The organism is Serratia sp. CC22-02, assembly GCF_900182895.1.
Classification (GTDB): domain Bacteria; phylum Pseudomonadota; class Gammaproteobacteria; order Enterobacterales; family Enterobacteriaceae; genus Serratia; species Serratia nevei.
Genome location: NZ_FXUD01000007.1, coordinates 14186 through 36089 on the forward strand (window position 1 = coordinate 14186; position 21904 = coordinate 36089).

General features: G+C 60.1%; 25 protein-coding genes. 11 read left to right on the plus strand and 14 right to left on the minus strand.

The window, feature by feature from the left end:
* Window positions 1-43: 43 nt before the first annotated feature.
* The 5 genes from QOL81_RS20095 to dapA form a co-directional block, all read right to left on the minus strand.
* The gene (locus tag QOL81_RS20095) at window positions 44-2056 is read right to left on the minus strand and encodes a tRNA(Met) cytidine acetyltransferase TmcA (RefSeq protein WP_197827303.1); all 2013 of its coding nucleotides are present in this window, start codon (window positions 2054-2056) and stop codon (window positions 44-46) included.
* A 56-nt stretch (window positions 2057-2112) separates the two neighbouring features.
* Window positions 2113-2982: a KPN_02809 family neutral zinc metallopeptidase gene (ypfJ, locus tag QOL81_RS20100; RefSeq protein WP_047730119.1), complete on the minus strand. Its 870-nt coding sequence runs from the start codon at window positions 2980-2982 to the stop codon at window positions 2113-2115.
* Window positions 2983-3191: 209 nt separating this feature from the next.
* Complete coding sequence (gene purC / locus QOL81_RS20105) at window positions 3192-3905, minus strand: phosphoribosylaminoimidazolesuccinocarboxamide synthase (RefSeq protein ID WP_004941708.1); 714 nt, start codon at window positions 3903-3905, stop codon at window positions 3192-3194.
* A gap of 170 nt (window positions 3906-4075) precedes the next feature.
* Window positions 4076-5128, minus strand: coding sequence for an outer membrane protein assembly factor BamC (gene bamC / locus QOL81_RS20110; protein WP_019453890.1), 1053 nt, complete (start codon window positions 5126-5128; stop codon window positions 4076-4078).
* 16 nt (window positions 5129-5144) lie between these two features.
* Entirely contained in the window at window positions 5145-6026 is an 882-nt protein-coding gene (gene dapA / locus QOL81_RS20115) for a 4-hydroxy-tetrahydrodipicolinate synthase (RefSeq protein ID WP_004941701.1), read from the minus strand.
* A 110-nt stretch (window positions 6027-6136) separates the two neighbouring features.
* Between dapA and QOL81_RS20120 the strand changes: the two genes are divergently transcribed.
* Window positions 6137-6742, plus strand: a complete 606-nt coding sequence (locus tag QOL81_RS20120; RefSeq protein ID WP_369783268.1) for a glycine cleavage system transcriptional repressor — start codon at window positions 6137-6139, stop codon at window positions 6740-6742.
* A 2-nt stretch (window positions 6743-6744) separates the two neighbouring features.
* On the plus strand, window positions 6745-7209 hold the full coding sequence (gene bcp / locus QOL81_RS20125) for a thioredoxin-dependent thiol peroxidase (RefSeq protein ID WP_038873672.1): 465 nt from the start codon (window positions 6745-6747) through the stop codon (window positions 7207-7209).
* Between the two features lie 44 nt (window positions 7210-7253).
* On the opposite strand, the gene QOL81_RS20130 is transcribed toward bcp, so the two are convergent.
* Window positions 7254-8330, minus strand: coding sequence for an AI-2E family transporter (locus QOL81_RS20130; protein WP_004941690.1), 1077 nt, complete (start codon window positions 8328-8330; stop codon window positions 7254-7256).
* A gap of 854 nt (window positions 8331-9184) precedes the next feature.
* On the opposite strand from QOL81_RS20130, the gene QOL81_RS20135 reads away from it, so the two are divergent.
* Complete coding sequence (locus QOL81_RS20135) at window positions 9185-9400, plus strand: hypothetical protein (protein ID WP_049200497.1); 216 nt, start codon at window positions 9185-9187, stop codon at window positions 9398-9400.
* A 6-nt stretch (window positions 9401-9406) separates the two neighbouring features.
* On the opposite strand, the gene QOL81_RS20140 is transcribed toward QOL81_RS20135, so the two are convergent.
* Window positions 9407-10099: a B3/B4 domain-containing protein gene (locus QOL81_RS20140; protein ID WP_046687610.1), complete on the minus strand. Its 693-nt coding sequence runs from the start codon at window positions 10097-10099 to the stop codon at window positions 9407-9409.
* Between the two features lie 43 nt (window positions 10100-10142).
* Between QOL81_RS20140 and QOL81_RS20145 the strand changes: the two genes are divergently transcribed.
* From QOL81_RS20145 to QOL81_RS20155, 3 genes are all read left to right on the plus strand, one after another.
* On the plus strand, window positions 10143-10745 hold the full coding sequence (locus QOL81_RS20145) for an XRE family transcriptional regulator (protein WP_283440004.1): 603 nt from the start codon (window positions 10143-10145) through the stop codon (window positions 10743-10745).
* 43 nt (window positions 10746-10788) lie between these two features.
* Complete coding sequence (locus tag QOL81_RS20150) at window positions 10789-11241, plus strand: GNAT family N-acetyltransferase (protein WP_283440005.1); 453 nt, start codon at window positions 10789-10791, stop codon at window positions 11239-11241.
* A gap of 114 nt (window positions 11242-11355) precedes the next feature.
* On the plus strand, window positions 11356-11784 hold the full coding sequence (locus QOL81_RS20155) for a TOBE domain-containing protein (protein ID WP_038873689.1): 429 nt from the start codon (window positions 11356-11358) through the stop codon (window positions 11782-11784).
* Window positions 11785-11820: 36 nt separating this feature from the next.
* On the opposite strand, the gene QOL81_RS20160 is transcribed toward QOL81_RS20155, so the two are convergent.
* Complete coding sequence (locus tag QOL81_RS20160) at window positions 11821-12438, minus strand: LysE family translocator (protein WP_004941674.1); 618 nt, start codon at window positions 12436-12438, stop codon at window positions 11821-11823.
* A gap of 194 nt (window positions 12439-12632) precedes the next feature.
* Between QOL81_RS20160 and QOL81_RS20165 the strand changes: the two genes are divergently transcribed.
* A complete protein-coding gene (locus QOL81_RS20165) occupies window positions 12633-13094 on the plus strand; it encodes an Lrp/AsnC family transcriptional regulator (RefSeq protein ID WP_033635506.1) in 462 nt (153 codons plus the stop codon).
* 34 nt (window positions 13095-13128) lie between these two features.
* Here QOL81_RS20165 and QOL81_RS20170 read toward each other — a convergent pair whose 3' ends face one another.
* Window positions 13129-14337: an NAD(P)/FAD-dependent oxidoreductase gene (locus QOL81_RS20170; RefSeq protein ID WP_060424828.1), complete on the minus strand. Its 1209-nt coding sequence runs from the start codon at window positions 14335-14337 to the stop codon at window positions 13129-13131.
* Between the two features lie 160 nt (window positions 14338-14497).
* Window positions 14498-15037: an RrF2 family transcriptional regulator gene (locus tag QOL81_RS20175; RefSeq protein WP_060424941.1), complete on the minus strand. Its 540-nt coding sequence runs from the start codon at window positions 15035-15037 to the stop codon at window positions 14498-14500.
* A 340-nt stretch (window positions 15038-15377) separates the two neighbouring features.
* Here QOL81_RS20175 and bepA point away from each other — a divergent pair, with 340 nt between their 5' ends.
* Together bepA and arsC are read left to right on the plus strand one after the other, a co-directional pair.
* Entirely contained in the window at window positions 15378-16847 is a 1470-nt protein-coding gene (gene bepA / locus QOL81_RS20180) for a beta-barrel assembly-enhancing protease (protein ID WP_073532710.1), read from the plus strand.
* A gap of 20 nt (window positions 16848-16867) precedes the next feature.
* Window positions 16868-17221, plus strand: coding sequence for an arsenate reductase (glutaredoxin) (gene arsC, locus QOL81_RS20185; protein ID WP_033648817.1), 354 nt, complete (start codon window positions 16868-16870; stop codon window positions 17219-17221).
* A 48-nt stretch (window positions 17222-17269) separates the two neighbouring features.
* Here the strand turns inward: arsC and hda are convergent, their stop codons facing one another.
* Window positions 17270-17971 (minus strand): DnaA inactivator Hda, encoded by a 702-nt coding sequence (gene hda / locus QOL81_RS20190; protein WP_048325292.1) that lies wholly within the window; start codon window positions 17969-17971, stop codon window positions 17270-17272.
* Between the two features lie 272 nt (window positions 17972-18243).
* On the opposite strand from hda, the gene QOL81_RS20195 reads away from it, so the two are divergent.
* Window positions 18244-18759, plus strand: a complete 516-nt coding sequence (locus QOL81_RS20195) for a hypothetical protein (RefSeq protein WP_019452428.1) — start codon at window positions 18244-18246, stop codon at window positions 18757-18759.
* Window positions 18760-18791: 32 nt separating this feature from the next.
* Window positions 18792-19040 (plus strand): GlsB/YeaQ/YmgE family stress response membrane protein, encoded by a 249-nt coding sequence (locus QOL81_RS20200; protein WP_016926728.1) that lies wholly within the window; start codon window positions 18792-18794, stop codon window positions 19038-19040.
* A 31-nt stretch (window positions 19041-19071) separates the two neighbouring features.
* On the opposite strand, the gene QOL81_RS20205 is transcribed toward QOL81_RS20200, so the two are convergent.
* The 3 genes from QOL81_RS20205 to upp form a co-directional block, all read right to left on the minus strand.
* Window positions 19072-19725: a DUF421 domain-containing protein gene (locus tag QOL81_RS20205; protein ID WP_060424830.1), complete on the minus strand. Its 654-nt coding sequence runs from the start codon at window positions 19723-19725 to the stop codon at window positions 19072-19074.
* A 106-nt stretch (window positions 19726-19831) separates the two neighbouring features.
* Entirely contained in the window at window positions 19832-21121 is a 1290-nt protein-coding gene (uraA, locus tag QOL81_RS20210; protein WP_021504398.1) for a uracil permease, read from the minus strand.
* Window positions 21122-21197: 76 nt separating this feature from the next.
* Window positions 21198-21824 (minus strand): uracil phosphoribosyltransferase, encoded by a 627-nt coding sequence (gene upp, locus QOL81_RS20215; protein ID WP_004941642.1) that lies wholly within the window; start codon window positions 21822-21824, stop codon window positions 21198-21200.
* Window positions 21825-21904 lie beyond the last annotated feature (80 nt).

Below are 21904 nucleotides of genomic sequence, written 5' to 3' on the forward strand. Positions count from 1 at the left end.
GAGAAATCGGGAAAATCGGGTTTTATTGAGCGAGTTATTCAATTTATTGCAACGACTGCGTCCAGTCGCGCCAGTAGCGGCAGTGCTGCGCATTCAGCTGTTCCAGCGCCTGCGCCGCTTCGTGCCGCCAGTGGCGCAGCAAGGCTTTCTGGCCGCTGACGCCCGCCAGCTCCGCGCAGGCCGCCGGGGATTGCCGCCGTTGCAGATGGCCGCGCAGCGCGGGCAGCGGCAGATTGCTGGCCAACAGCAAACGCTGCAGTGCCCCCAGGCTGGCCTCCAGCGGCCGATGGGCGAAAGCGAACCCGGCCAGCTCGCGCCAATCCTCTTCGCCCAGCGGCGTGTCGCCGTCGTCGCCCGGGATCGCCAGCGCGAGTTCAATGCGCTGCCGCAGCCAGGGCCAGTCGCGCGCCAGATGCTTGTGCGCAGCGTGCCGCAGCGCCTCTCCTTGCTCGCTCAGGGGCAAGATAGCCATCGCGGTATAGCAGCCGCTGCTGGCCTCCGGCTTGCTGCCGATGCGCACCAGCTCGAAACCGCAGGATTGCCAAAAGCGCCACAGCGGCTCGGTATAGCCAAAGCTGACCGACAGAAAATCCAGCCCCTGCGCCTGGCGGCGTTGCCGCTCGACCAGCTGACGCGCGATACCCTGCCGCCGCAACGCCGGCAGCGTCGCGGTGCGGGTAATACGCCGTGACCGCAGCGTCGGCGCCCACCACTGGCCGCCATGCGCCGCCAGCGACTGTGCCACCAGGTTGCCGCGCGGCCGGCGGCGGCCAGCCCACACATCGTGCGCCAACTCGGCGCTCAAGCCGCCTTCGTCCACCAGCCACACGGCGCCGACCACCTCCTGCCCGGCCTGCGCCAGCCCGAAGTGCATGCCGGGTGCATCCATCAGCCTGCGCAAATCCAGCGGCGAAGTGCGGTAATGCGCGCTGCTCAGCAGAGCATAGAAACGCGCCAGCCGCTGCGGATCGGCGCACAGTTCGCGCTGGTCCGCCTGGCTGTAATCGATCGTCTGGCCATCCGCCGGCCAGGCGGGCAGCTCGTTGAACAACAGCGCATTGTCCGTTATCCGTTCCAGCGCATCCCCCTGTGCCCAGCGCATCGGCTGTTGCAGGCTCAACGCCTGATAGGAAGGCAGCCCGGCGCAAAACTTCAGCAGAAAACCACGGCCGGTGCCCTCATAGCCCTGCACCGTGGTGGTCAGCAGCACGCGCGGGAAATAACCGATCAGCTGCTGCAACAACGGCGCGGGGATCGCCGCCGCTTCATCCACCAGCAGCCACCCCACGGCGCTGACGTCCCCCTCCCGGCACTGCGCCAACAGGGCATCGGGCGCCCAAAACTGCGCGCGCCCCTGCGCCCATTCCCCGGCCACCTCAGTGGCGGCGCGGCTCGGCCCGGTTATCCAACAGGTCAGCGGCGACTGCGCCACCAGCATGCCGGCCAGCGTCGATTTGCCGCGGCCGCGGGCGGCGGTCAACACCCACACGCCGGATTCGGCCTGCAGCAGCGTCGTCAAGATCGCCTGTTGTTCCTCGGTCGGCCGGCCGTCCGGCGGCTGCCATCCTTCACGCGCCGGCAGCGCGGCCAACGTCAGGGGCTCATCCTGCCGCCAGATCGTCACTTCGCGGTCGTCGGCCAGATGCTGCTGCAGGTGGTGGATGAAATGCGGGGTGGTAATTGGCTGCGGGCAATCGCTCCAGCGCAGGCTGTCGCCGTCCGGCTGCTGCGGCCATTGCCGCCAGGGCGGCGTCAGCAACAGCAGCCAGCTGCCGGCACGCAGTGCGCCGCACAGCGCCGCCAACGCCTCCACGTCCAGCGACTGACCGGCGTCGAACACCGCGTGCAGCCGTTCCTGCCCCAGCAGTTGGCGCACTGCGCCGCTCGCCAACGCCGTCAGGCCGGGCGGCGGGTTTTCCCCCACCCACGGCCAGTCGCCCGGCAGCGTCGCCGCCAGCCGCTGCGCCTGTTCGCGACACCAGTCGGGCTCACCGCTGAGCACCAGCAGGCGTCGGATGCCCTGTCGCCGCATGAGTTGTTGCGCTGCCTGTAACATAAGGCTGTATCTCAATCCGAAAAAAATGCCGGAGTCAGGCTCCGGCACTTGAGGCGTTAACGGGATGCGAAGGTGTTGCAGGTATTGGGATCGCCGCTGTCGAAGCCCTGTTTAAACCAGGTGTAGCGCTGCTGCGAGGTGCCGTGGGTGAAGCTGTCCGGCACGACGCGGCCCTGGCTCTGCTGCTGCAACCGATCGTCGCCAATCGCCTGCGCGGCGTTCAGCGCCGCCTGCAGGTCGCCCTCTTCCAGCATCTGCTGCTTCTCGGCGTATTTGCCCCACACGCCGGCGAAGCAGTCCGCCTGCAGCTCCATTTTCACCGACAGACGGTTCACTTCCGCCTGGCTGGCGCCCTGCTGCATCTGGCGCACCTTGGGCTCGATGCCCAGCAGGTTCTGCACGTGGTGGCCGACTTCGTGCGCCACCACATAGGCCTGGGCAAAATCACCGCCGGCGCCCAGCTTGGTTTTCATGTCCTGATAGAAAGACAGATCGATATACACCGTTCTGTCGCCCGGACAGTAGAACGGCCCCATCGCCGCCTGGCCGGTGCCGCAGCTGGTGCGCGTGACGCCGCGATACATCACCAGCTTCGGCGGTTGATAGGTTTTGCCCATGCGCTGGAAAATCTCTTTCCAGTTATCCTCGGTGGAGGCCAGTACCACCGAAGTGAATTTGGCCAGCTCATCGTCTTTCGGACTGATGTTGGCGCTCTGCTGTTGACCCTGCGGTGCGACGTTACCGCCGTTCAACAGCGGCGACAGATCGATGCCGTAATAGCCGGCCACCAGCACCACCACCAAAATGACGATGCCGCCCTTGCCGCGCACCGGCACGCGGAAACCGCCGCCACCGCCGCCCAAACCTGAAGACTGCCCGCGACGATCCTCAACATTGTCACTTTCCCGACGCCCTTGCCAACGCATAAATATACTCCAGATATTTCCCCTGCTCGTTGAAGTTGCGCCGCGATCGTAAGCGCAAAGGCAGCTTCAAGCCTGAGTGGGATAGGTTTTAGTCATCTCGCATCCATCATTATAAATGGTCTGCCGCGGAGGAAATGTAGAAATTTTCTGGAAAAACGCAGAATAGCGGGACGATCCGGCCGGATCGCCCCGAATGGCGGTGCCAATGCTTAGTCGAGCTTCACTCCGATGCGGCGCGCCACTTCTTCATAGGCTTCGATCAGGCCGCCCAGGCTTTGACGGAAACGGTCTTTGTCCATCTTGTCCAGGGTGTTTTTGTCCCACAGGCGGCTGCCGTCCGGCGAGAACTCATCGCCCAGCACCACTTCACCGTTGAACAGGCCGAACTCCAGCTTGAAGTCGACCAGGATCAGGCCCGCGTCGTCGAACAGCTGGGTCAACACGTCGTTGGCGCGGTAGCTCAGCTCGCGCATGCGCGCCAGATGCTCTTTGCTCACCCAGCCAAAGGTTTCGCAGTAGGATTCGTTGACCATCGGATCGTGCATGGCGTCGTTTTTCAGGAACAGATCGAACAGCGGCGGATTCAGCACCAGGCCTTCTTCGATGCCCAGACGCTTCACCAGCGAACCGGCAGCGCGGTTGCGGATCACGCACTCCACCGGCACCATGTCCAGCTTCTTCACCAGCACTTCGTTGTCGGACAGCAGACGCTCCATCTGGGTCGGGATGCCGGCTTCTTCCAGTTTGCTCATGATGAAATGGTTGAACTTGTTGTTCACCATGCCTTTGCGATCGAACTGCTCAATGCGCTGACCATCCAGTGCTGACGTATCGTTGCGGAACTCCAACACCAACAGATCGGGATTCTCGGTGGTGTAAACGGTTTTTGCCTTTCCGCGATACAGCTCAGCTAGCTTTTGCATCTTACTTACTCCAGTGATGTATCCCCGTTGTCTCCCGAGCGCGGCCCGAAATTAGGGGGTATAGAATTGACCTAATGAATTCTTTGGCGTGCCGGACACTATTGTGCCAAACCTGCGACGCAAACGATACCGTATCGACAAAACAAAAAGGGGCCGAAGCCCCTTTTTGATTATTTAACGCTGGTTTTACTGAAGGCAGACTGGAATGCCGCCACCAGTGCGTCGTTTTTCGACTGGGTCAGCGGTTTGCCTTTCGGATCGATGAATTGCAGGCTGGTGCGGTTGTTGAGATCGCCGACCTGCAGTTTGTAATCGCCTTCCGCCAGTTCAGGATCCTTGACGCCCAACGCATCCCAATCGCTGCTGCTCAGGGACTTGTAGGTCACGGCGACGGTGCCCTGCGGACGGCTGCGGTCACCCACTTTCATCCCCAGTTTTTCGAGCGCCGCCGGCAGGCGATCCCACACCACGGTGTAAGGGCCGCGCACCACCAGCATCGGCAGGCCGGTGTCATCGGCGCCGCTCTGCACGTCCAGCGCGCCGAAGCGGCTGGCGGTCTGGCTGCTCGCCAGGTTGTCCTGCTTGTCCAGGCCTTCGATCAGGGTGTTGATCATCATGCCGTTGTAGCGCTGAATCTCAGACTGGTCGGTCACCTGCTCGGTCTTGCCCTGCTGCTGCAGGCCAACGCTTTTCACCACCAGCGCCTGCTGGTAGCCCTGCTGCTGCACGCTGATCTGATAACGGCCTTCGTACTGGTTGTCTTCGTCCAGACGGTTCCACTTCACCCAGTCGGTGGTCAGGGTCTGACCGGCGTCCTGGCGGGAAGCGATCGCGATGTTCTTCGCCTGCAGCAGGCTGACTACGCGCGACCACAGGTTCTGATTCTGCGGGCTGTTTTCCAGCAGCAGCGTGCCGCTGTCGCCGGCGTATTGCGCGCGTGAACCGCTCAGCAGCGCCAACGGCTGCACCGGCGGACGAATGTCCAGTTGCTTGCCGACGTTGCCTTGCAGCGTCGTGGCGGGAACGTCATAGTTGCCGCTCTGCACCGGCAGGATCATGCCGGACGGCGCGTTCAGCGCCTTGAGCGGAGCCGCGTCGAGGTAAGCCTCGTCGCCGCTGACCTGGCGCTTGTAGCGCTGATCGCTGCTGCAGGCTGCCAGCATCATCACCAAAGAGATGCCCACTACTTTTGCTACCGTCGACTTTTGCAATGAATAAGCCATCAAATTTCCCTTAGAGTTACAGCAAGCCGACGCTTTTCAGCGCGCGCTCCACCACCGGGCGGGCGGCTTCGCTCAACGGCGTCATTGGCAGACGCAGCGTATCGGTTGCCATCAATCCCAACGCCTTACAGGCCCACTTCACCGGAATTGGGTTTGCTTCTACAAATAGATCCTGATGCAACGGCATCAAGCGCTGATTTAAGCGGCGCGCTTCGGCAAATTTGCCCTGCGCCGCCAGCGCGCAAAGTTCCGCCATCTCGCGCGCGGCCACGTTGGCCGTCACGGAAATCACCCCTTTGCCGCCCAGTTGCATGAAGTCCAGCCCGCTGGCGTCGTCGCCGCTCAGCAAAATGAAGTCTTCATCGTCAACCAGCACTTGGATCTGACTAACGCGACTTAAGTTCCCCGTCGCTTCTTTTACAGCAACAATATTCTTGATTTTCGCCAGCCGAGCGATGGTCGGCGGCAGCATGTCGCAGCCGGTGCGCGAAGGCACGTTGTACAGGATCTGCGGCAGCTCGGTGCTCTCGGCGATCGCCTTGAAGTGCTGGTACAGCCCTTCCTGCGTCGGCTTATTGTAGTACGGCGTCACCGTCAGGCAGCCCACTACGCCGGTATTGGCGAAGCGGGTGGTGAGCGCGATGGCTTCGGCGGTGGCGTTGGCGCCGGTGCCGGCGATCACCGGGATGCGGCCGTCGGCCAGCTCCAGCGTCTGCAGCACCACGTCAACGTGCTCGTCATGGGCAAGCGTTGCGGACTCGCCGGTGGTCCCTACGGAAACGATCGCCGCGGTGCCACTGGCTACATGATAATCGATCAATTTTTTTAGGCTCGCGCGATCGACAGCACCTTTGTCGTCCATCGGCGTAACCAGTGCAACAATACTTCCCGTAAACATTGGCCGTCCCCTCCACAAACAAGTCACTCATGGTACTTTTGCTGCCTATCCAAAAGCAAGCGCACAACCGCGTTGTAAGCGCTTGGCAGGCGGTTTTTTTTATGTTTACCATGGTAACCCCATTAAGCACGACAGGAAGCGCTATTTTGCCTCAGTCAGACGAACACTATCTCGTGATTACCGCGCTCGGCGCCGACCGCCCCGGAATCGTCAATACCATCACCCGCCACGTCAGCAGTTGCGGATGCAATATCGAAGATAGCCGTCTGGCCATGCTGGGAGAGGAGTTCACGTTCATCATGCTGCTGTCCGGCAGCTGGAACGCCATCACCCTGATCGAATCCACTCTGCCGCAAAAAGGCGCGGAGCTGGATCTGCTGATCGTGATGAAGCGCACAAACTCGCACGAAAGGCCGCCGATGCCGGCCACGGTGTGGGTGCAGGTGGAAGTGAAGGACTCGCCGCACATCATCGAACGCTTTACCGATCTGTTCGACTCCAGCCAGATGAATATCGCCGAACTGGTCTCGCGCACGCAGCCGGCGGACGGCGACCTGCCGCCGCAGCTGTATATCCAAATCACCGCCCACAGCTCCGGCGATCGGGACGCCTCAAATATTGAGCAAGCCTTCCATCGCCTATGTACAGAATTGAACGCGCAAGGCAGTATTAGCGTGGTGAACTATCCACAGCATGATGAGAAAGATGGAGAGTAGTGATGAGCCCATTGAAAGCCGGTGACACAGCGCCGAAATTTAGTTTGCCTGACCAGGACGGTGAGGAAATTAATTTGGCCGACTTCCAGGGACAGCGAGTATTGGTCTATTTCTATCCGAAGGCGATGACGCCGGGCTGCACCGTGCAAGCCTGCGGCCTGCGGGACAACATGGACGAATTGAAAAAGGTCGGCGTCGAAGTGCTGGGCATCAGCACCGACAAACCGGAAAAACTGTCGCGCTTCGCTGAAAAGGAGCTGCTCAACTTCACGCTGTTGTCTGATGAAGATCATCAGGTAGCGCAACAGTTTGGCGTATGGGGCGAGAAAACCTTCATGGGCAAGACCTACGACGGTATTCACCGCATCAGTTTCCTGATCGATGGCAAAGGCAAGATTGAAAAAGTGTTTGATGATTTCAAAACCACCAATCACCACGACATCGTTCTGAGCTACCTGCAGCAGTAATTCTCACGAAGCGCAGCGGCCTGCTGCGCTTCGTTTCTTCCCTGTCAGTCGGCCTTGTCTTCCACTTCGACCCGCAGTTCATCCGGCCAGGCATGGATCACCGCCTTCACCAGCGTCGCCAGCGGTATGGCGAAAAACACGCCCCAAAAGCCCCACATCCCGCCGAACACGATCACCGACAGGATAATCACCAGCGGATGCAGGTTGACCGCTTCGGAGAACAAAATGGGCACCAGCAGGTTGCCATCCAGCCCCTGCACCACCAGATAGGCGACGATCAGCGTCCAAAAATCGGCGCCTACGCCCCACTGGAACAGCGCCACCACCACCACCGGAATGGTGACCAGCACCGCGCCGATGTAGGGGATCAACACCGAGAAGCCCACCAGCACCGCCAGCAACAGCGAGTAGCGCATGTCCAGCACGGCGAACACCAGGTAGGTCGCCACGCCGACAATCACCATCTCCAGCACCTTGCCGCGAATGTAGTTGGTGATCTGCTGATTCATCTCGTTCCAGACCTGCCCCGCCAGGCCGCGATTGCGCGGCAGCACGCGGCGCACCGCGTTCAGCAGCTGTTCTTTGTCCTTCAACAGGAAGAACATCATCATCGGCACCAGGATCAGGTAGATAGCCAGCGTCAGCAGGCCGACCAGCGACGCCAGCGAGAATTTCACCACCGACTCGCCCATGCCGGACAGCCGGCTGCGCAGGTTTTCCGCCATCATGTCGATGATGCCGGCATCCACGAGCGCCGGGTAACGCTTCGGCAGCGTCGCGGCAAAGTTATAGAACTGATTGAGCATGCCTGGCAGATCGCTCATCAGATTGATGCCCTGCTGCCAGGCGGTTGGCGCGACGACGAACACCAGCAGCATGGCGACGCCCGCGAACACCAGCAGCATGATGCTCGCCGCCCAGGTGCGCGAACAGCCGATGCGCTGCAGGCGCGCGGTCGGCCACTCCAGCAGATAGGCCAGCACGATGGCGACCAGCAACGGGGTCAGAATGCCGTGCAGAAAATAGAGAATGAGGAAGCCGGCGACCAGGATCACCAGCAGCGCGATAGCCTGCGGATCGGTGAAGCGGCGGCGGTACCACTGTAATAACATCTCCAGCATCAGAGCGGGCTCCTCGAGATTTGGCGGGCGGGCATGGCGATTCCTGTGATGGGCCTGATTAAAGCATAGATAGAACGGGCGCACGCGGGGTGTGCAAAGCACTCAGAGTACTCAAAGTTGGCCATACATCAACAGCGATTTGGCTGAATTTATCGCGCCGGCGAGCGATTGGCGCAAAAATCCGCAGACGCGGCGACAGACTGGGTGAACGGCCCCGGACGGGGCCGCGGCAGATTACAGCGAGGCGCTGATGGAAAGGGGCGAACCGACCGCCAGTGCGAACAACAGCACACAGCCAATCGCGATTGCCGCCGCCAAATCATTTTTCATTGTCCCGTCCCCTGATGCTTAAAGTGATTATCGTCACGAACTCTGTCGGTTCTACGTTGACGGCCTTTGCCGATGCACGTCATTAAAAACCCCCGCCTGGGCGGGGGAGAAGACGTTCTGGTGCATCAAGTATTACAAGGAGGTCATGAGGGATTGCTAACCCTAAATGACTATTTCAAGCTAGGATTATTCCCAGAACATGGCAAGCGATCGCGTCGAGGTTATCCGCACTTTGAGATAAACCTCATAAAAAAATCCCGCACGGCAGCGGGATGAAGGGATGATAACGTCATAAATTTTTTATGCGGACAATGAGGCGGTATTGTCGTCATTTGGCGACAATACCGCGCCGCCACGGCGGTCACAAGGGAAATCTGACTGCCGTAAGGAAATCAGAATTTCCCCAATACACGCGATCGTACGCCCGTAAGCATCAACGAAAAGAAATGGGATTTTCGTCAGACCGTCGCCGGCCAAAAACCGGTAGCATAACCGGCATAATCCCAAACGCCGTAGGGGGAGAGATGAACAACAAGCCGTTTGAATTTGATGAAGCCATCTGCCTGGCCATTGGGCGCGGCGTCTGCGAAGTCGTGAAGATAGGAGACGAAATCAGCGTTTTCTCCCTGCTGGAAGCCATCGAGAGCTTTATCGAACGGCAGGCGCTTAGCGAGAGCGAAGTCGCGGCGGCGGACGACGCGCTGGATCTGATCACCGGTTTGGTCCGCCGCCAGTGCTGAGGCCGGTTACGAGGTGCAGCCGATGAGCCGTTGCTCTATCGCAACGCCGGGCATCATTTGTCGTAAACCGGCAATCAATTCGTCGCCCGCCGCATGCAGCGCCGCCAACGGCATTGCCGGCAGGCTCTCCAGGATGAACCACATCCGTTCGGCCTCGGCGCTCAGCCGGGTTCTGACGCCCTGACGCCAGTTCCAGCGGCGGCAGGTCACGCCGCGATCGTCGCGCCAGACCACCTCCCCCGCCTCCGGCGATTCATGGATCACCGCACCCTCCTTGACGGTATCGAACAGCTCGCTGCCTTCCGCGACGATCAGCCGCGGCTCGCCGACATAAGCCGCGATATTCTCGCCCCCCACCGGCACCGCATAACGAATGCTGACGGCGTTGTAGAGATCGACCACCGGATCGATGCTGGGCATCGTGCCGTCGCGCAGCGCGCGTTTGCGCAAGGCATCGGCGGAACAGGGCGTACGCTTGGGTTTGGCGCCAAACCGCATGAAGACATCGCGCCAGGCCGAGAGATGCGCCTCAGCCCAGGGCGCGTCCTCCTCGCCGAGGGCGCGACAGGCCTGCGCCAACGCCAGCGCCCCCACGTCCGGGTTGGTTATGGGAGCCGCGGCCACGGTAATGCTTAACGCCCGGAATCCAGGCGCCAGCGCAGCGACGGCCGGATCGATTGACGGATCGACTAAAATCATTGAATAATCCTATATTGACCATTTTATTTCATAATATTGACCGATGAGCGAAAAAGTCAACAGACCGACCGAGTTCGGCGCCGACGTGCAAACCGTCAGCGAAGCGGTGTCGCACCGCATCAAACAGCAGCGAAAAAGCCAAAAACTGTCGCTGGACGAACTGTCGCGCCGGGCGGGCGTCAGCAAGGGCATGCTGGTGGAGATCGAGAAAGGCAGCGCCAATCCCAGCATCGCCATCCTGTGCAAACTCGCGGCAGCGCTGGGCCTGTCGGTGGCGGACATCGTCAACGTGACCCGCGCCCCCGCCGCCTACCTGATTGAAAGCCAAGACATTCCCACGCTGTGGCACGGCGATCGCGGCGGCTCGGCCCGCTTGCTGGCAGGCACCCGCGGCCCAAACATGATAGAACTGTGGCGCTGGGAAATGGCGCCGGGGGAAGCCTATGCATCGGGCGGCCATCCGGTGGGCACCTTCGAGCTGCTGCACGTTGAACAAGGCGTCTTGAGCCTTGCCGTCGAACAAACCGAGCTCAGGATTACGCCAGGCTATTCGGCGTTCGCCAGAACGGACAGCCCGCACCGTTACGCCAACGAGGGCGAAGACACGCTGATTTTCACCATGACGGTCGCCGAACTGCACGCCTGAACGGCGGCCCAGACCTTAACGCTTGCACAGGAGAAGAGCCCTCATGACAATCCCTGCCCCACTGGAGTGGCGGCGTGCTGACTATCTCGTCAGCACCGAGCCCAGCCTGCTGGATATTAACGCCATTCATGCATTTCTGACCCGTTCGTCATGGGCGGAGGGCATTGATAAAGAGACCGTTCGCCAGTCCCTCTCCCACAGCCTGTGCTTCGGCTTGTATCACGGCACCAGACAAATCGGTTTCGCCCGGCTGGTCACCGATTACGCCACCTTCGGCTATCTGTGCGACGTTTACGTGCTGGAGGCGCATCAAAAAGGCGGGTTGGGCCTGTGGCTGGCGGAATGCTGCCAGGCCCATCCGCTGATGGCGACGCTGCGGCGAATCATGCTGGTCACCAGCACCGCCCCTTGGCTCTATGAAAAAGTGGGCTATACCGCCATCAACTGTCCCGATTTTGTGTGGCAGATCGCCCGACCGGACATCTACCGACGTTAATTTTTCAGCAAGGCCGCCCCAGTTCACACTCTTCCCCCGCGACATTGGCAATCGCGGCGGTTAGGGCCCATGCTGGCGACAAATTTTACCGTTTGCCCCTTTCAAGGAGAATCTATGCCCGTTTCAGCCCGTAACCAGTTAGCCGGTACCGTGTCCGCCGTCGCCAAAGGCGCCGTCAATGACGAAGTGGAGATCACCCTGCAGGGCGGTGAAAAACTGGTGGCCATCGTCACGGTACAAAGCCAACAGTCGCTGGGATTAACCATCGGTAAAGAGGCCGTCGCGCTGATTAAAGCGCCGTGGGTGATCCTGGCGACGGAGGATTGCGGTTTGCGTTTTTCCGCCCGCAACCAGTTTGCCGGGGAAGTGATTGCGGTTGAGCACGGCGCGGTCAACAGCACCGTGCACCTCAAAGCGGATGCCGGTTTTGTGCTGACGTCGGTGATCACCAATGAAAGCCTGCAGGAGATGGCGCTGAAGAACGGTTCGCGCGCCATCGCCCTGATCAAAGCCTCATCGGTGCTGCTCGCCGTCAAAGCCTGATACCGCCAAGCCCGCACAAGCGGGCCTTTCAAGGCGCTATTTCAGCGCCTGCTCGGCCAGCAGCCCGAGGGCGATGACGATCATCGCCGCGCCGGAGATGCGCCCCACCACCTTCGCAGCCTGCGGGCGCGTGCGCAGCACCGACTGCGAACCGAATCCCACCAGCAGGTACACCAGGCCGCAGCTGATCAAATGCACCACGCCCAACGCCAGCATCTGCATCGGCACCGACCATTCGGCCCGGGCGTCGGTAAACTGCGGCAGCAGCGCCAGAAACAGCAGAAACACCTTGGGGTTCAGCCCGCTGACGCACACGCCCTTGCCGGCCCAGCGCAGCCAGGAATCGGAACGCTGATCTTCACCGGCGCCGGGCACCGGCGGGTGCAGCAGCATGTTGAAACCGATCCACAACAGATAAGCCGCCCCCAGCAAGGTAAGCGCCGTCAGCGCCAGCGGGTTGCCGACCAGCAGCGCGCCGACGCCTGCCACCACGATCGCAATCATCAGCAGGTGGCCAAACAGCAAGCCGGCGACGGCGGGCACCACTACCCGCCCGCGAATGCCCGCCGAGATCACATAGGCCCAATCCATACCCGGCGTGATCACCAACAAAATCGACACCGCCCAAAAAGCGGCGAACAGAGCGAGCGTCATGCCGGCGCCCTCTCAAACGCGCCGCGCCATTCCGAACAGAGAATCATTGCGCTTTCCTCTTGGAAGAAGAACGGCCTCCGCCTGCCGCGGCGGCCGTCAAAACCGTTCAACAGATGGCAAGAATATCCTCAAGGCGTTAAAATGTGCTTTCAATTACTTGCCTGAAACCGGCATAAGCGGGGAAATTTTTCCAAATGGATAAGATTGATCGCAAGATTCTTGCTGAACTGCAGGCCGACGGGCGTTTGTCGGTGACCGAGCTGGCCGAGCGGATCGGGTTGAGCGTCTCTCCCTGCCACCGCCGGGTGCGGGCGTTAGAGGAGTCCGGGGTGATCAGGGGTTACCGCGCCCAGCTCGATCCCGGCAGCCTGGGCTATAATTTTTCCGCCCTGGTGTTCGTCACCATGCGCGAAGGCGATCGCCGCGCCGTTGAAACCTTCGAAAACGCCATGATGGACATTCCACAGGTGGTGCAGGCGCAGCGGCTGTTTGGCGATCCGGACTATCTGCTGCACGTGATCGCCCGCGATCTGCCCGCTTTCCAACAGCTTTACGACGAGAAACTCTCCGCTCTGCCGGGCGTGCAGCGCCTGAGCTCCACGCTGGTGATGAAAACCGTGGTGCCGGAGCGCTCGTTCCTGCCGCTGGGAAAATGACGACGGGAGCGTTGCCGCTCCCGTTTTGACTTCCTTAAGGCACAATCACGAAATCCGGATTGGCGACGGCAAACAGCGCCTCGCGATCCGCCGCCGGTGGATAAATCCACTGCGTATTGATCTCCTGCTTAATCTTTTTGCCTTCCTGACGGGTAAAGCGCACCTGGCGCTCCCAGCCTTCGGTATACAGCGCGCCCCAGGGCCCCAGATCCAGGCAGGTCACATACTTCGGCTGGCTGTACGGGTGAGTCGGCAACCCCGCCAGCTCCGCCGCCGCATTGTGGCCGGCCACCCGGCCAAGGCTCATCGCATGCTGGCAGGTCATCAGGTTGTGATTGCCGAGATCGTCGGTCGCCGCCTTCACCGTATCGCCGGTCACGAAAATGCCCGCCGCCGCCGGCGCGCGCAGGAAGGCGTCGCCGATCACCCGGCCGCTGCCGTCGCGCTCGCCGGGGATCTGCTCGGTCAGCGGATGCGCCCGCACGCCCGCTGCCAGGATCACCGTGTTGGCGGCGATACGCTCACCGTTCGACAGCATCACCCCCTCAGCGTCGATAGCCGAGACGCGCAGGCCGGCTCGCGCTTCCACGCCGCACTCCGCCAGCGCCTGGCGAATCACCGCCCCCGGCTCCGCGCCCATTCCGGCGCCCACTTCCGGGGCGCTATCGACGATCACCACGCGCACGTTCTCGTCTTTGCCCAGCGCATCCCGCAGCCGCTGCGGCATCTCCGCCGCACTCTCCAGCCCGGTCAGCCCCGCGCCCACCACCACGGCGGTGTTGCGCGCCGGCGTAGACGGCTTGGCCGCCAGCGCTTTGATATGGGCATCCAAACGCTGCGCGCTTTCCAGCGTATCGACGTTGAAACCGAATTCGGCAAAGCCCGGCACCGCAGGCACGGAGAGCCGACTGCCGGTGGCCCACACCAGGCGGTCGTAGGCCAGCTCAAGGGATCCCCCTGTCGCCTGCGCCACCGTGAGCGTCTTGGCGGCGGCATCGATGCGCTCTACCGCCCCGGCCAGGTGGTGCACGCCGACGGCGGCGAGCTGCGCGGAAATGTCCGGATTCATGTTTTCCAACACCGCTTCATACAGGCGCGGCCGGATGGTGACCGTTGGCGTCGGCGAAACCATGAGCACCTCGATATCGTCATGCTTACCGGCGAGGGTAATGGCGCGCATGGCGGACACGGCGGCCCAAAAACCGGCAAAACCGGAACCGGCAATCACTATTTTCTGCGTCATGGGATGACTCCTTCATACAGGGTTAACCGGGCGATAAGGCTGCCCGCAGTTTTTTCGGATGAACGATGCCGTTCCGCTCCCGTGGCAGGGTGCAGAAGGCCCGCCCGCCCCTTCCGAAGAGGCGGGAAAAAGTGTGTTTGGCTTTAAGGAAAGGCGGTGGTTAGGTTTTGGCCCGCGCCGTTTTGCCGCTGCGCGCGGTTCGTTCCGTCATGCGCTCATCGAGCCAGAGGCTGACCTCACCAAAGAAGCCCTGCGGCGCCTTGCGGCCAAAGCGGGCCGCGACGGCGCCGAGGGTCTGCGCCGCCAGCGCATCGCGCATCGCCTTCTCCGCCTGCAGCATCACCGCGTGGATGGCACATTTTCCGGAGACTGCCCAATCCGGCGGGGAATCATCGAACACCGCGCAGCGCCCGCGCACCTCCTGGCAATCGAACAGCGGCTTGTGCCCTTCGATGGCGTCGATGATCGCCAGAAAACTGATCTCATCCGCCGGGCGCGCCAGCCGGTAGCCGCCGCGCACCCCTTCGCTGGCGACGACGATCCCCGCCTTTTCCAGCTTGGGGAAAATCTTGGCCAGAAAGCTGGGGGAGATGCCCTGCAGCTCGGCGAGTTCGCGGCTGCTGAGCGCGCGCTGGTTATCGCCGACCAGCCACAGCAGGCAGTGGATGCCATATTCAACGCTGGTTGTGATGTACGCCATATGTCCGTTTTCGACCGTCAATGAACCTTCAATAACGCAGACTATATGAGTCTGCGTTTATCTTGTCAATAAAACACGGATCAACTTTGTCTGCGTTTTATTGACAATGCACGCCGCCGGCGACGTAGAAAGCGCCCTTCAAAATGAAAAATAAAACTTTTTTGCCCGATTCGCGCCCGGCTAACGTTTCCTTGTCGGCTGCGGCTGACTATGATGTGATGGGTGCCGCCGCCGCGGTTTGTGAGCCGCCGCACTTTCGCGCGGATTGCGCCGTGGGAATAAAGAACTCTTGTCTGCTGCTGACGTCTTAGAAATGATTATTTAAGGGAAACGCCTGACTATGACCAACCGGTTGACCAAAACCGCGTTAGCGGTGCTGCTGCTCGGCACGCTGAACGCCACCGCCCTGGCGCCAGCACAGGCGGAAAGCCAAGACCAGTTGCCGGATATGGGCACCTCCGCCGGCGGCACCCTGAGCATCGGACAAGAGCTGGCGATGGGCGATTTCTACGTGCGCCAACTGCGCGCCAGCGCCCCGCTGATCAACGATCCGCTGCTGAGCCAGTACATCAACCAGCTGGGCAACCGGCTGGTGGCCAGCGCTTATTCGGTGCGCACGCCGTTCCATTTCTATCTGGTGCGCAACGACGAGATCAACGCCTTCGCCTTCTTCGGCGGCAACGTGGTGCTGCATTCCGCGCTGTTTCGCGTCAGCGACAACGAAAGCCAACTGGCTTCGGTGCTGGCGCACGAAATCTCGCACGTCACCCAGCGCCACCTGGCGCGCGCAATGGAAGACCAGCAGCGCAACGCCCCGCTGACCTGGGTGGGCGCACTCGGCTCCATCCTGCTGGCGATGGCCAACCCGACCATGGGCATGGCGGCGCTGAGCGGCACCCTGGCCGGCACCCAGCAGGGCATGATCAGTTTTACCCAGTCGAACGAACAGGAAGCCGACCGCATCGGCATTCAGGTGCTGCAGCGCGCCGGTTTCGATCCCGAAGCGATGCCCGACTTCCTGCAAAAACTCTCGGATCAGTCGCGCTATGCCTCCAAGCCGCCGGAAATGCTGCTGACGCACCCCTTGCCGGACAGCCGCCTTTCCGACGCGCGCAACCGCGCCAACCAGATGCCGAAACACATCGTGCAGTCTTCGCAGGACTACCTGATGGCCAAGGTGCGCGCACTGGGCATGTACAGCTCGGAAGGCTATGGCCTGAACGAAGAGCTGCTCGGCTCACTCAGCAAGGGCAACGTGCGCGAACAGGCGGCCGCCAAATACGGCCGCGCCATCCTGTTCTATGAAGCGAAAAAATACGACGACGCACGCAACATCATTCAACCAATGCTGGCGCAGGATGCGAAAAACGTCTGGCTGATCGACCTGATGACCGACATCGATCTCGGCCAGAAACGCGCGCCACAGGCCATCGCCCGCCTGCAGGCGGCCAACGCCGCCCAGAACAACAACCCGGTGCTGCAGCTCAACCTGGCCAATGCCTATGTCGAAGGCAACCAGCCGACGCAGGCCTCGAAGATCCTGAACCGCTATACCTTTGCCCATCCGGACGATCCGAACGGCTGGGATCTGCTGGCGCAGGCCAGCGCCGCCCAGGGGCTGCGCGATGAAGAGCTGTCGGCCCGCGCCGAAAGCCTGGCGCTGACCGGCCGGCTCGATCAGGCCATCGGCCTGCTCAGCAATGCCAGCTCGCTGCAGAAACTCGGCAGCCTGAAACAGGCGCGCTACGATGCGCGCATCGACCAGCTGCGCCAACTGCAACAGCGCTTCCGCCAATACCAACGCAGCTGATTCAACAAGGAATGAACGCCATGAAAAACGTCACGATTTACCACAACCCGCGCTGCTCCAAGAGCCGTGAAACCCTGGCGCTGCTGGAGCAGCACGGTGTCGATCCCAAGGTGGTGCTGTATCTTGAAACGCCCCCGTCGGCCGATGAGCTGAAAAAGCTGTTGAAAGAATTAGGCTTCACATCCGCGCGCGATCTGATGCGCAAAAAAGAAGATCTGTACAAGGAATTGAAGCTGGCGGACGACAGTCTGAGCGAAGAACAGCTGCTGGCGGCGATGACGGCGAACCCGAAACTGATCGAACGCCCGATCGTGGTGAAAGGCAGCAAGGCGCGTATCGGCCGGCCGCCGGAGCAGGTGCTGGAGATTTTATAAATTCGAATTCGGGCGCGGACTGTCGCGCCCTTTCTTTTGCGGTAGCCGCTACAGCCCCAGGATCTCTTTAACGAACGGGATGGTCAGCTTGCGCTGGGCGGTGATCGAGGCACGATCGAGCTGATCGAGGGTCATAAACAGCGTGCGCATCTCGCGATCCAGCCGTTTCAACAGGAAGCGGCCCACGTCTTCCGGCAGCTCAAAGCCGCGCAGTTTGCCGCGCAGCTGCAGCGCCAGCAGTTTCTCTTCGTCCGACAGCGGCTGCAGCTTGTAGATCTGCCCCCAGTCCAGGCGCGAAGCCAGATCAGGTAAACGCAGGTTCAGCTGGCGCGGCGGACGATCTCCGGTGATAAACAAGCGAGTGCGGCCGGTTTCCAGGATGCGGTTGTAGAGGTTGAAGATCGCCATCTCCCACTCTTCGTCGCCGGCGATGCATTCGATATTGTCGATGCAGACCAGCGCCAGCTGCTCCATGCCGTCCAACACTTCAGGCACGAAGTAAGCGCGTTTGTCGAGCGGCACATAGCCCACCGCTTCCCCCTGCTGCGAAAGCTCGGCGCAGGCCGCATGCAGCAGATGGCTGCGCCCGCCGCCTTCACGCGACCAAAAATAGATATAGCTGCCATGTTCCTGACGGACGGCGGATTGGATCGCGGCTAATAGGGATGGGTTCTCGCCCGGATAAAAACTGGCGAAAGTTTCATCATCGGGAAGATAAAGTGGCAGTGAAAGCTGTGCCGGCGTATTCAGAGAAGCACCTCAACCAAAACTGGCAGAAAAACGCGGGCAGTTTAACACAGAAAACGGGCGCTGTTGAACCGGCAGGATCTTATGCCGCAATAGTGAGCAATGCCTTAGCGCCGTTTAATCGATTGCGGCTCCCTCACCGGCAAGAATAATCTGATATCAAACCCTAACCCCATGCCTAAGCAGGTTAAATTTGTAATTTAAGTAAAACCTGACCTAGTATAGGTAGGCAAAACGCAATCACCATCAACAAGGTTTCTGCAAGGATATAGACGATGAAAGTATGGAATAAAGTGCTGTTAGCCTCCTTTATCGGGTTGTTGGTTGCCGGCTGTGATGACTCTTCCAAGGTTGACGCCAACCTGGATAAAGCCAAAGACAGCGCCGAGCAGATGAAAGACGCCGCCCAGAAAAAAGCGGACGATCTGACGGACAAAGCGAAAGCGACGGCGGATGAAATCAAAAAAGAGGCCGCCACGCAGGCAGACCAGCTGAAGGACAAAGCCTCGGCAATTAAAGATGAAGCCGCCAAGCAAGCCGACGCCATCACCAACGACGCCAAGGCCAAGGCCGCCGCGATCAAGGATGACGCCGGCAAACAAAGCCAGCAGCTGGTGGATCAGGCCAAGGCCATCAAAAACGACGCCATCAACGGCGCTAACGATCTGACCGAGCAGGCCAAGGCGAAGACCGAAGCCATCAAGAACAGCGCCGAAAACAAAGCGCAAGAGTTGAAACAAGAGACCGATGCGGCGGTGAACGGCAATACGCAGCCGGCCACCCAGCAGTAAGCCATACTCAGCCACCAAGAGAGGAGCAGTAAATGGGGATTATTTCCTGGATTATCTTCGGCCTGATCGCCGGTATTTTGGCTAAGTGGATCATGCCCGGCAAAGACGGCGGCGGCTTTATCCTGACCGTTGTGCTGGGGATCATCGGCGCCGTAGTCGGCGGCTATATCAGCACCTTCTTCGGCTACGGCAAGGTTGACGGCTTCAACTTCGGCAGCTTCGTGGTAGCGGTTATCGGCGCCATCGTGGTGCTGTTCGTGTACCGCAAAATTCGCAGCTAATATGACATTGGGGAGCTGAGGCTCCCCTTTTTCACTCTTTAACTATACGTCCGTCATTAAGAATGAATGCTGTCCTACCGTCCCAAAACTCAGCAATAAAAATATCTTTCGGCTCTATGCCATGTTCACGGATAGTTTGGTTCAACCACTCCTCATCTTTACTAATCTCCTGCAGCTCATAAGGCCTGGCCCTGCCATTTTTCATAATGATAACTGAAGGCAGTTCATTTCCCTCGCATACCGCAGTTATCTGACCGCCCGGCTCAATTTGCGCATAGACAATCTCCTGAAAGGCGTGAATCCCCTGCGCATGCAGCTGTGAGGAAACGTTCAAGATGTCGATTTTATTTTTCTTGGCTAAAATATTTTCCATCAAAAAGCGGCCGTTTTTTATAATTGGTATCGGGTTGCCGATAGTGACCGAACGAAAGAAGTTGCAATGTTTACTGATTGCATTCAACAGAGAAATTAGTCCTACTCCGATAAGTAATACAACGACATACTGGTACAAAGGGATGCTGTCGCTATAGATAACGCCCCCAATAATGCCCCCGAGCACAAAGTTTCCGATAAAATCTACTGGGGTCATCTGCGATAGCTGGGTCTTTCCCGACAGGTTCAGGTGGGTGATAACTATGACAAAGCCAATCACAAATTTGAGCAAAATATAGCCGTAGTACTCCATACCCTCTTTCCTTAACCGATGTTGTTAATGCTATCAGCTACTTTATCCCAACGGATATAATGCAGAAACACGAATAAAAAGGGCAGCCCCTGGGCTGCCCTTTTCGTTACTTCTGCTCCGCCGGTTCATCCGGCGCGTCGAGCACCTCTTCTTCCTTGCGGAACAGGCTGATGACCTTGAACAACAGGCTCAGGCCAATGCCGACGATGGTCGCCAGCGCCATGCCTTTCAGCTCCGCCGCGCCGATATGCACCTTGGCGCCGCTCACGCCGATGATCAGGATCACCGAGGTCAGAATCAGGTTTTGCGCCTTGTTGTAATCCACTTTGGACTCGATCAGCACGCGAATGCCCGAGGCGCCGATCACGCCGTACAGCAGCAGCGAAACGCCGCCCATCACCGGCACCGGCACCGCCTGGATCGCCGCCGCCAGCTTGCCGATGCAGGACAGCAGGATAGCCAGCACCGCCGCGCCACCGATCACCCAGGTGCTGTAGACCTTGGTGATGGCCATCACGCCGATGTTCTCGCCGTAGGTGGTGTTCGGCGTGGAACCGAAGAAGCCGGAGAACACCGTCGAGATACCGTTGGCGAACATCGAACGGTGCAGCCCCGGATCGCGGATCAGGTCTTTTTTCACGATGTTGGCGGTCACCACCAAGTGGCCGACGTGCTCGGCAATCACCACCAGCGCCGCCGGCAGAATGGTGAAGATGGCGAACCACTCAAAGCGCGGGGTGTAGAAGGTCGGCAGCGCGAACCAGTGCGCCTCGCGGATCGGGGTCAAATCCACCACGCCCATGAAGAACGACAGCGCATAGCCCACCAGCACGCCGATCAGGATCGGGATAATTGCCAGGAAGCCGCGGAACAGCACCGAGCCGAGCACCGTGACCGCCAGCGTCACCAGCGAAATGGTGATGGTGGTCGAGTCGGCGCTGGTACCTTCCGCCGGTAGCAGCCCCGCCATGTTGGCCGCCACGCCCGCCAGCTCCAGCCCGATGACGGCGACGATCGCCCCCATCGCCGCCGGCGGGAACATCACGTCCAGCCAGCCGGTGCCGGCCTTTTTCACGATCAGCGCCACCAGGCAGAACAGCACGCCGCACATGATGAAACCGCCCAACGCCACTTCATAACCGAGCGGCAACAGCAGCAGCACCGGCGAGATAAACGCGAAGCTGGAACCGAGGTAGGCCGGGATCTTGCCTTTACAGATGAACAGATACAGCAGCGTGCCGATGCCGTTGAACAGCAGCACGGTCGCCGGGTTGATCTTGAACAGGATAGGCACCAGCACGGTGGCGCCGAACATGGCGAACAGGTGCTGGAAGCTGAGCGGAATGGTCTGGAGCAGCGGCGGGCGCTCGCTGACGCCGATGGCGCGACGGGTCATGTGTGCTTTTCCTCGGTTTATTGGTTTTATAGGTTTTAGTCAAAAAAAAGCCGACTCGTTAAGTCGGCTCAAATGTTTACTTGGTACCAAATATCTTGTCGCCCGCGTCACCCAGGCCAGGCACGATGTAGCCCTTGTCGTTCAGGCACTGATCGATGGAGGCGGTGTACAGCTCAACGTCCGGGTGCGCTTTCTCCAGCGCGGCGATGCCTTCCGGCGCCGCCACCAGGACCAGCACCTTGATGCTGTGGCAGCCGGCTTTCTTCAGCAGATCGATAGTGGCGATCATCGAACCGCCGGTGGCCAGCATCGGGTCAACGACCAGCGCCATGCGCTCTTCGATGTTGGAAACCAGCTTCTGGAAGTACGGCACCGGCTCCAGGGTTTCTTCGTCGCGGTAAACGCCCACCACGCTGATGCGCGCGCTCGGCACATGCTCCAGCACCCCTTCCATCATGCCCAGTCCTGCGCGCAGGATCGGCACTACGGTAATCTTTTTCCCTTTGATCTGATCCACTTCAACTGGCCCGCACCAGCCTTCGATGGTGACTTTTTCCGTCTCCAGATCGGCGGTCGCTTCATAGGTCAGTAAACTACCCACTTCTGAGGCCAGCTCACGGAAGCGTTTGGTGCTGATGTCATTTTCGCGCATCAGGCCAAGCTTGTGTTTTACCAGCGGGTGTTTCACCTCAACGATCTTCATCATTTTTCTCCTATTAAGGTGGTTGCGGCCAAAAAAATCGCGGGATTATACCTCCTTTTTTTCGCCGCGCCACCCACAAT

Bases quoted from the DNA above. Each gene is read 5' to 3' on its own strand.
- QOL81_RS20095 (WP_197827303.1), bottom strand. From the start codon at position 2,056: ATGTTACAGGCAGCGCAACAACTCATGCGGCGACAGGGCATCCGACGC.
- ypfJ (WP_047730119.1), bottom strand. From the start codon at position 2,982: ATGCGTTGGCAAGGGCGTCGGGAAAGTGACAATGTTGAGGATCGTCGC.
- purC (WP_004941708.1), bottom strand. From the start codon at position 3,905: ATGCAAAAGCTAGCTGAGCTGTATCGCGGAAAGGCAAAAACCGTTTAC.
- bamC (WP_019453890.1), bottom strand. From the start codon at position 5,128: ATGGCTTATTCATTGCAAAAGTCGACGGTAGCAAAAGTAGTGGGCATC.
- dapA (WP_004941701.1), bottom strand. From the start codon at position 6,026: ATGTTTACGGGAAGTATTGTTGCACTGGTTACGCCGATGGACGACAAA.
- QOL81_RS20120 (WP_369783268.1), top strand. From the start codon at position 6,137: ATGGTAACCCCATTAAGCACGACAGGAAGCGCTATTTTGCCTCAGTCA.
- bcp (WP_038873672.1), top strand. From the start codon at position 6,745: ATGAGCCCATTGAAAGCCGGTGACACAGCGCCGAAATTTAGTTTGCCT.
- QOL81_RS20130 (WP_004941690.1), bottom strand. From the start codon at position 8,330: ATGCTGGAGATGTTATTACAGTGGTACCGCCGCCGCTTCACCGATCCG.
- QOL81_RS20135 (WP_049200497.1), top strand. From the start codon at position 9,185: ATGAACAACAAGCCGTTTGAATTTGATGAAGCCATCTGCCTGGCCATT.
- QOL81_RS20140 (WP_046687610.1), bottom strand. From the start codon at position 10,099: ATGATTTTAGTCGATCCGTCAATCGATCCGGCCGTCGCTGCGCTGGCG.
- QOL81_RS20145 (WP_283440004.1), top strand. From the start codon at position 10,143: ATGAGCGAAAAAGTCAACAGACCGACCGAGTTCGGCGCCGACGTGCAA.
- QOL81_RS20150 (WP_283440005.1), top strand. From the start codon at position 10,789: ATGACAATCCCTGCCCCACTGGAGTGGCGGCGTGCTGACTATCTCGTC.
- QOL81_RS20155 (WP_038873689.1), top strand. From the start codon at position 11,356: ATGCCCGTTTCAGCCCGTAACCAGTTAGCCGGTACCGTGTCCGCCGTC.
- QOL81_RS20160 (WP_004941674.1), bottom strand. From the start codon at position 12,438: ATGACGCTCGCTCTGTTCGCCGCTTTTTGGGCGGTGTCGATTTTGTTG.
- QOL81_RS20165 (WP_033635506.1), top strand. From the start codon at position 12,633: ATGGATAAGATTGATCGCAAGATTCTTGCTGAACTGCAGGCCGACGGG.
- QOL81_RS20170 (WP_060424828.1), bottom strand. From the start codon at position 14,337: ATGACGCAGAAAATAGTGATTGCCGGTTCCGGTTTTGCCGGTTTTTGG.
- QOL81_RS20175 (WP_060424941.1), bottom strand. From the start codon at position 15,037: ATGGCGTACATCACAACCAGCGTTGAATATGGCATCCACTGCCTGCTG.
- bepA (WP_073532710.1), top strand. From the start codon at position 15,378: ATGACCAACCGGTTGACCAAAACCGCGTTAGCGGTGCTGCTGCTCGGC.
- arsC (WP_033648817.1), top strand. From the start codon at position 16,868: ATGAAAAACGTCACGATTTACCACAACCCGCGCTGCTCCAAGAGCCGT.
- QOL81_RS20195 (WP_019452428.1), top strand. From the start codon at position 18,244: ATGAAAGTATGGAATAAAGTGCTGTTAGCCTCCTTTATCGGGTTGTTG.
- QOL81_RS20200 (WP_016926728.1), top strand. From the start codon at position 18,792: ATGGGGATTATTTCCTGGATTATCTTCGGCCTGATCGCCGGTATTTTG.
- QOL81_RS20205 (WP_060424830.1), bottom strand. From the start codon at position 19,725: ATGGAGTACTACGGCTATATTTTGCTCAAATTTGTGATTGGCTTTGTC.
- uraA (WP_021504398.1), bottom strand. From the start codon at position 21,121: ATGACCCGTCGCGCCATCGGCGTCAGCGAGCGCCCGCCGCTGCTCCAG.
- upp (WP_004941642.1), bottom strand. From the start codon at position 21,824: ATGAAGATCGTTGAGGTGAAACACCCGCTGGTAAAACACAAGCTTGGC.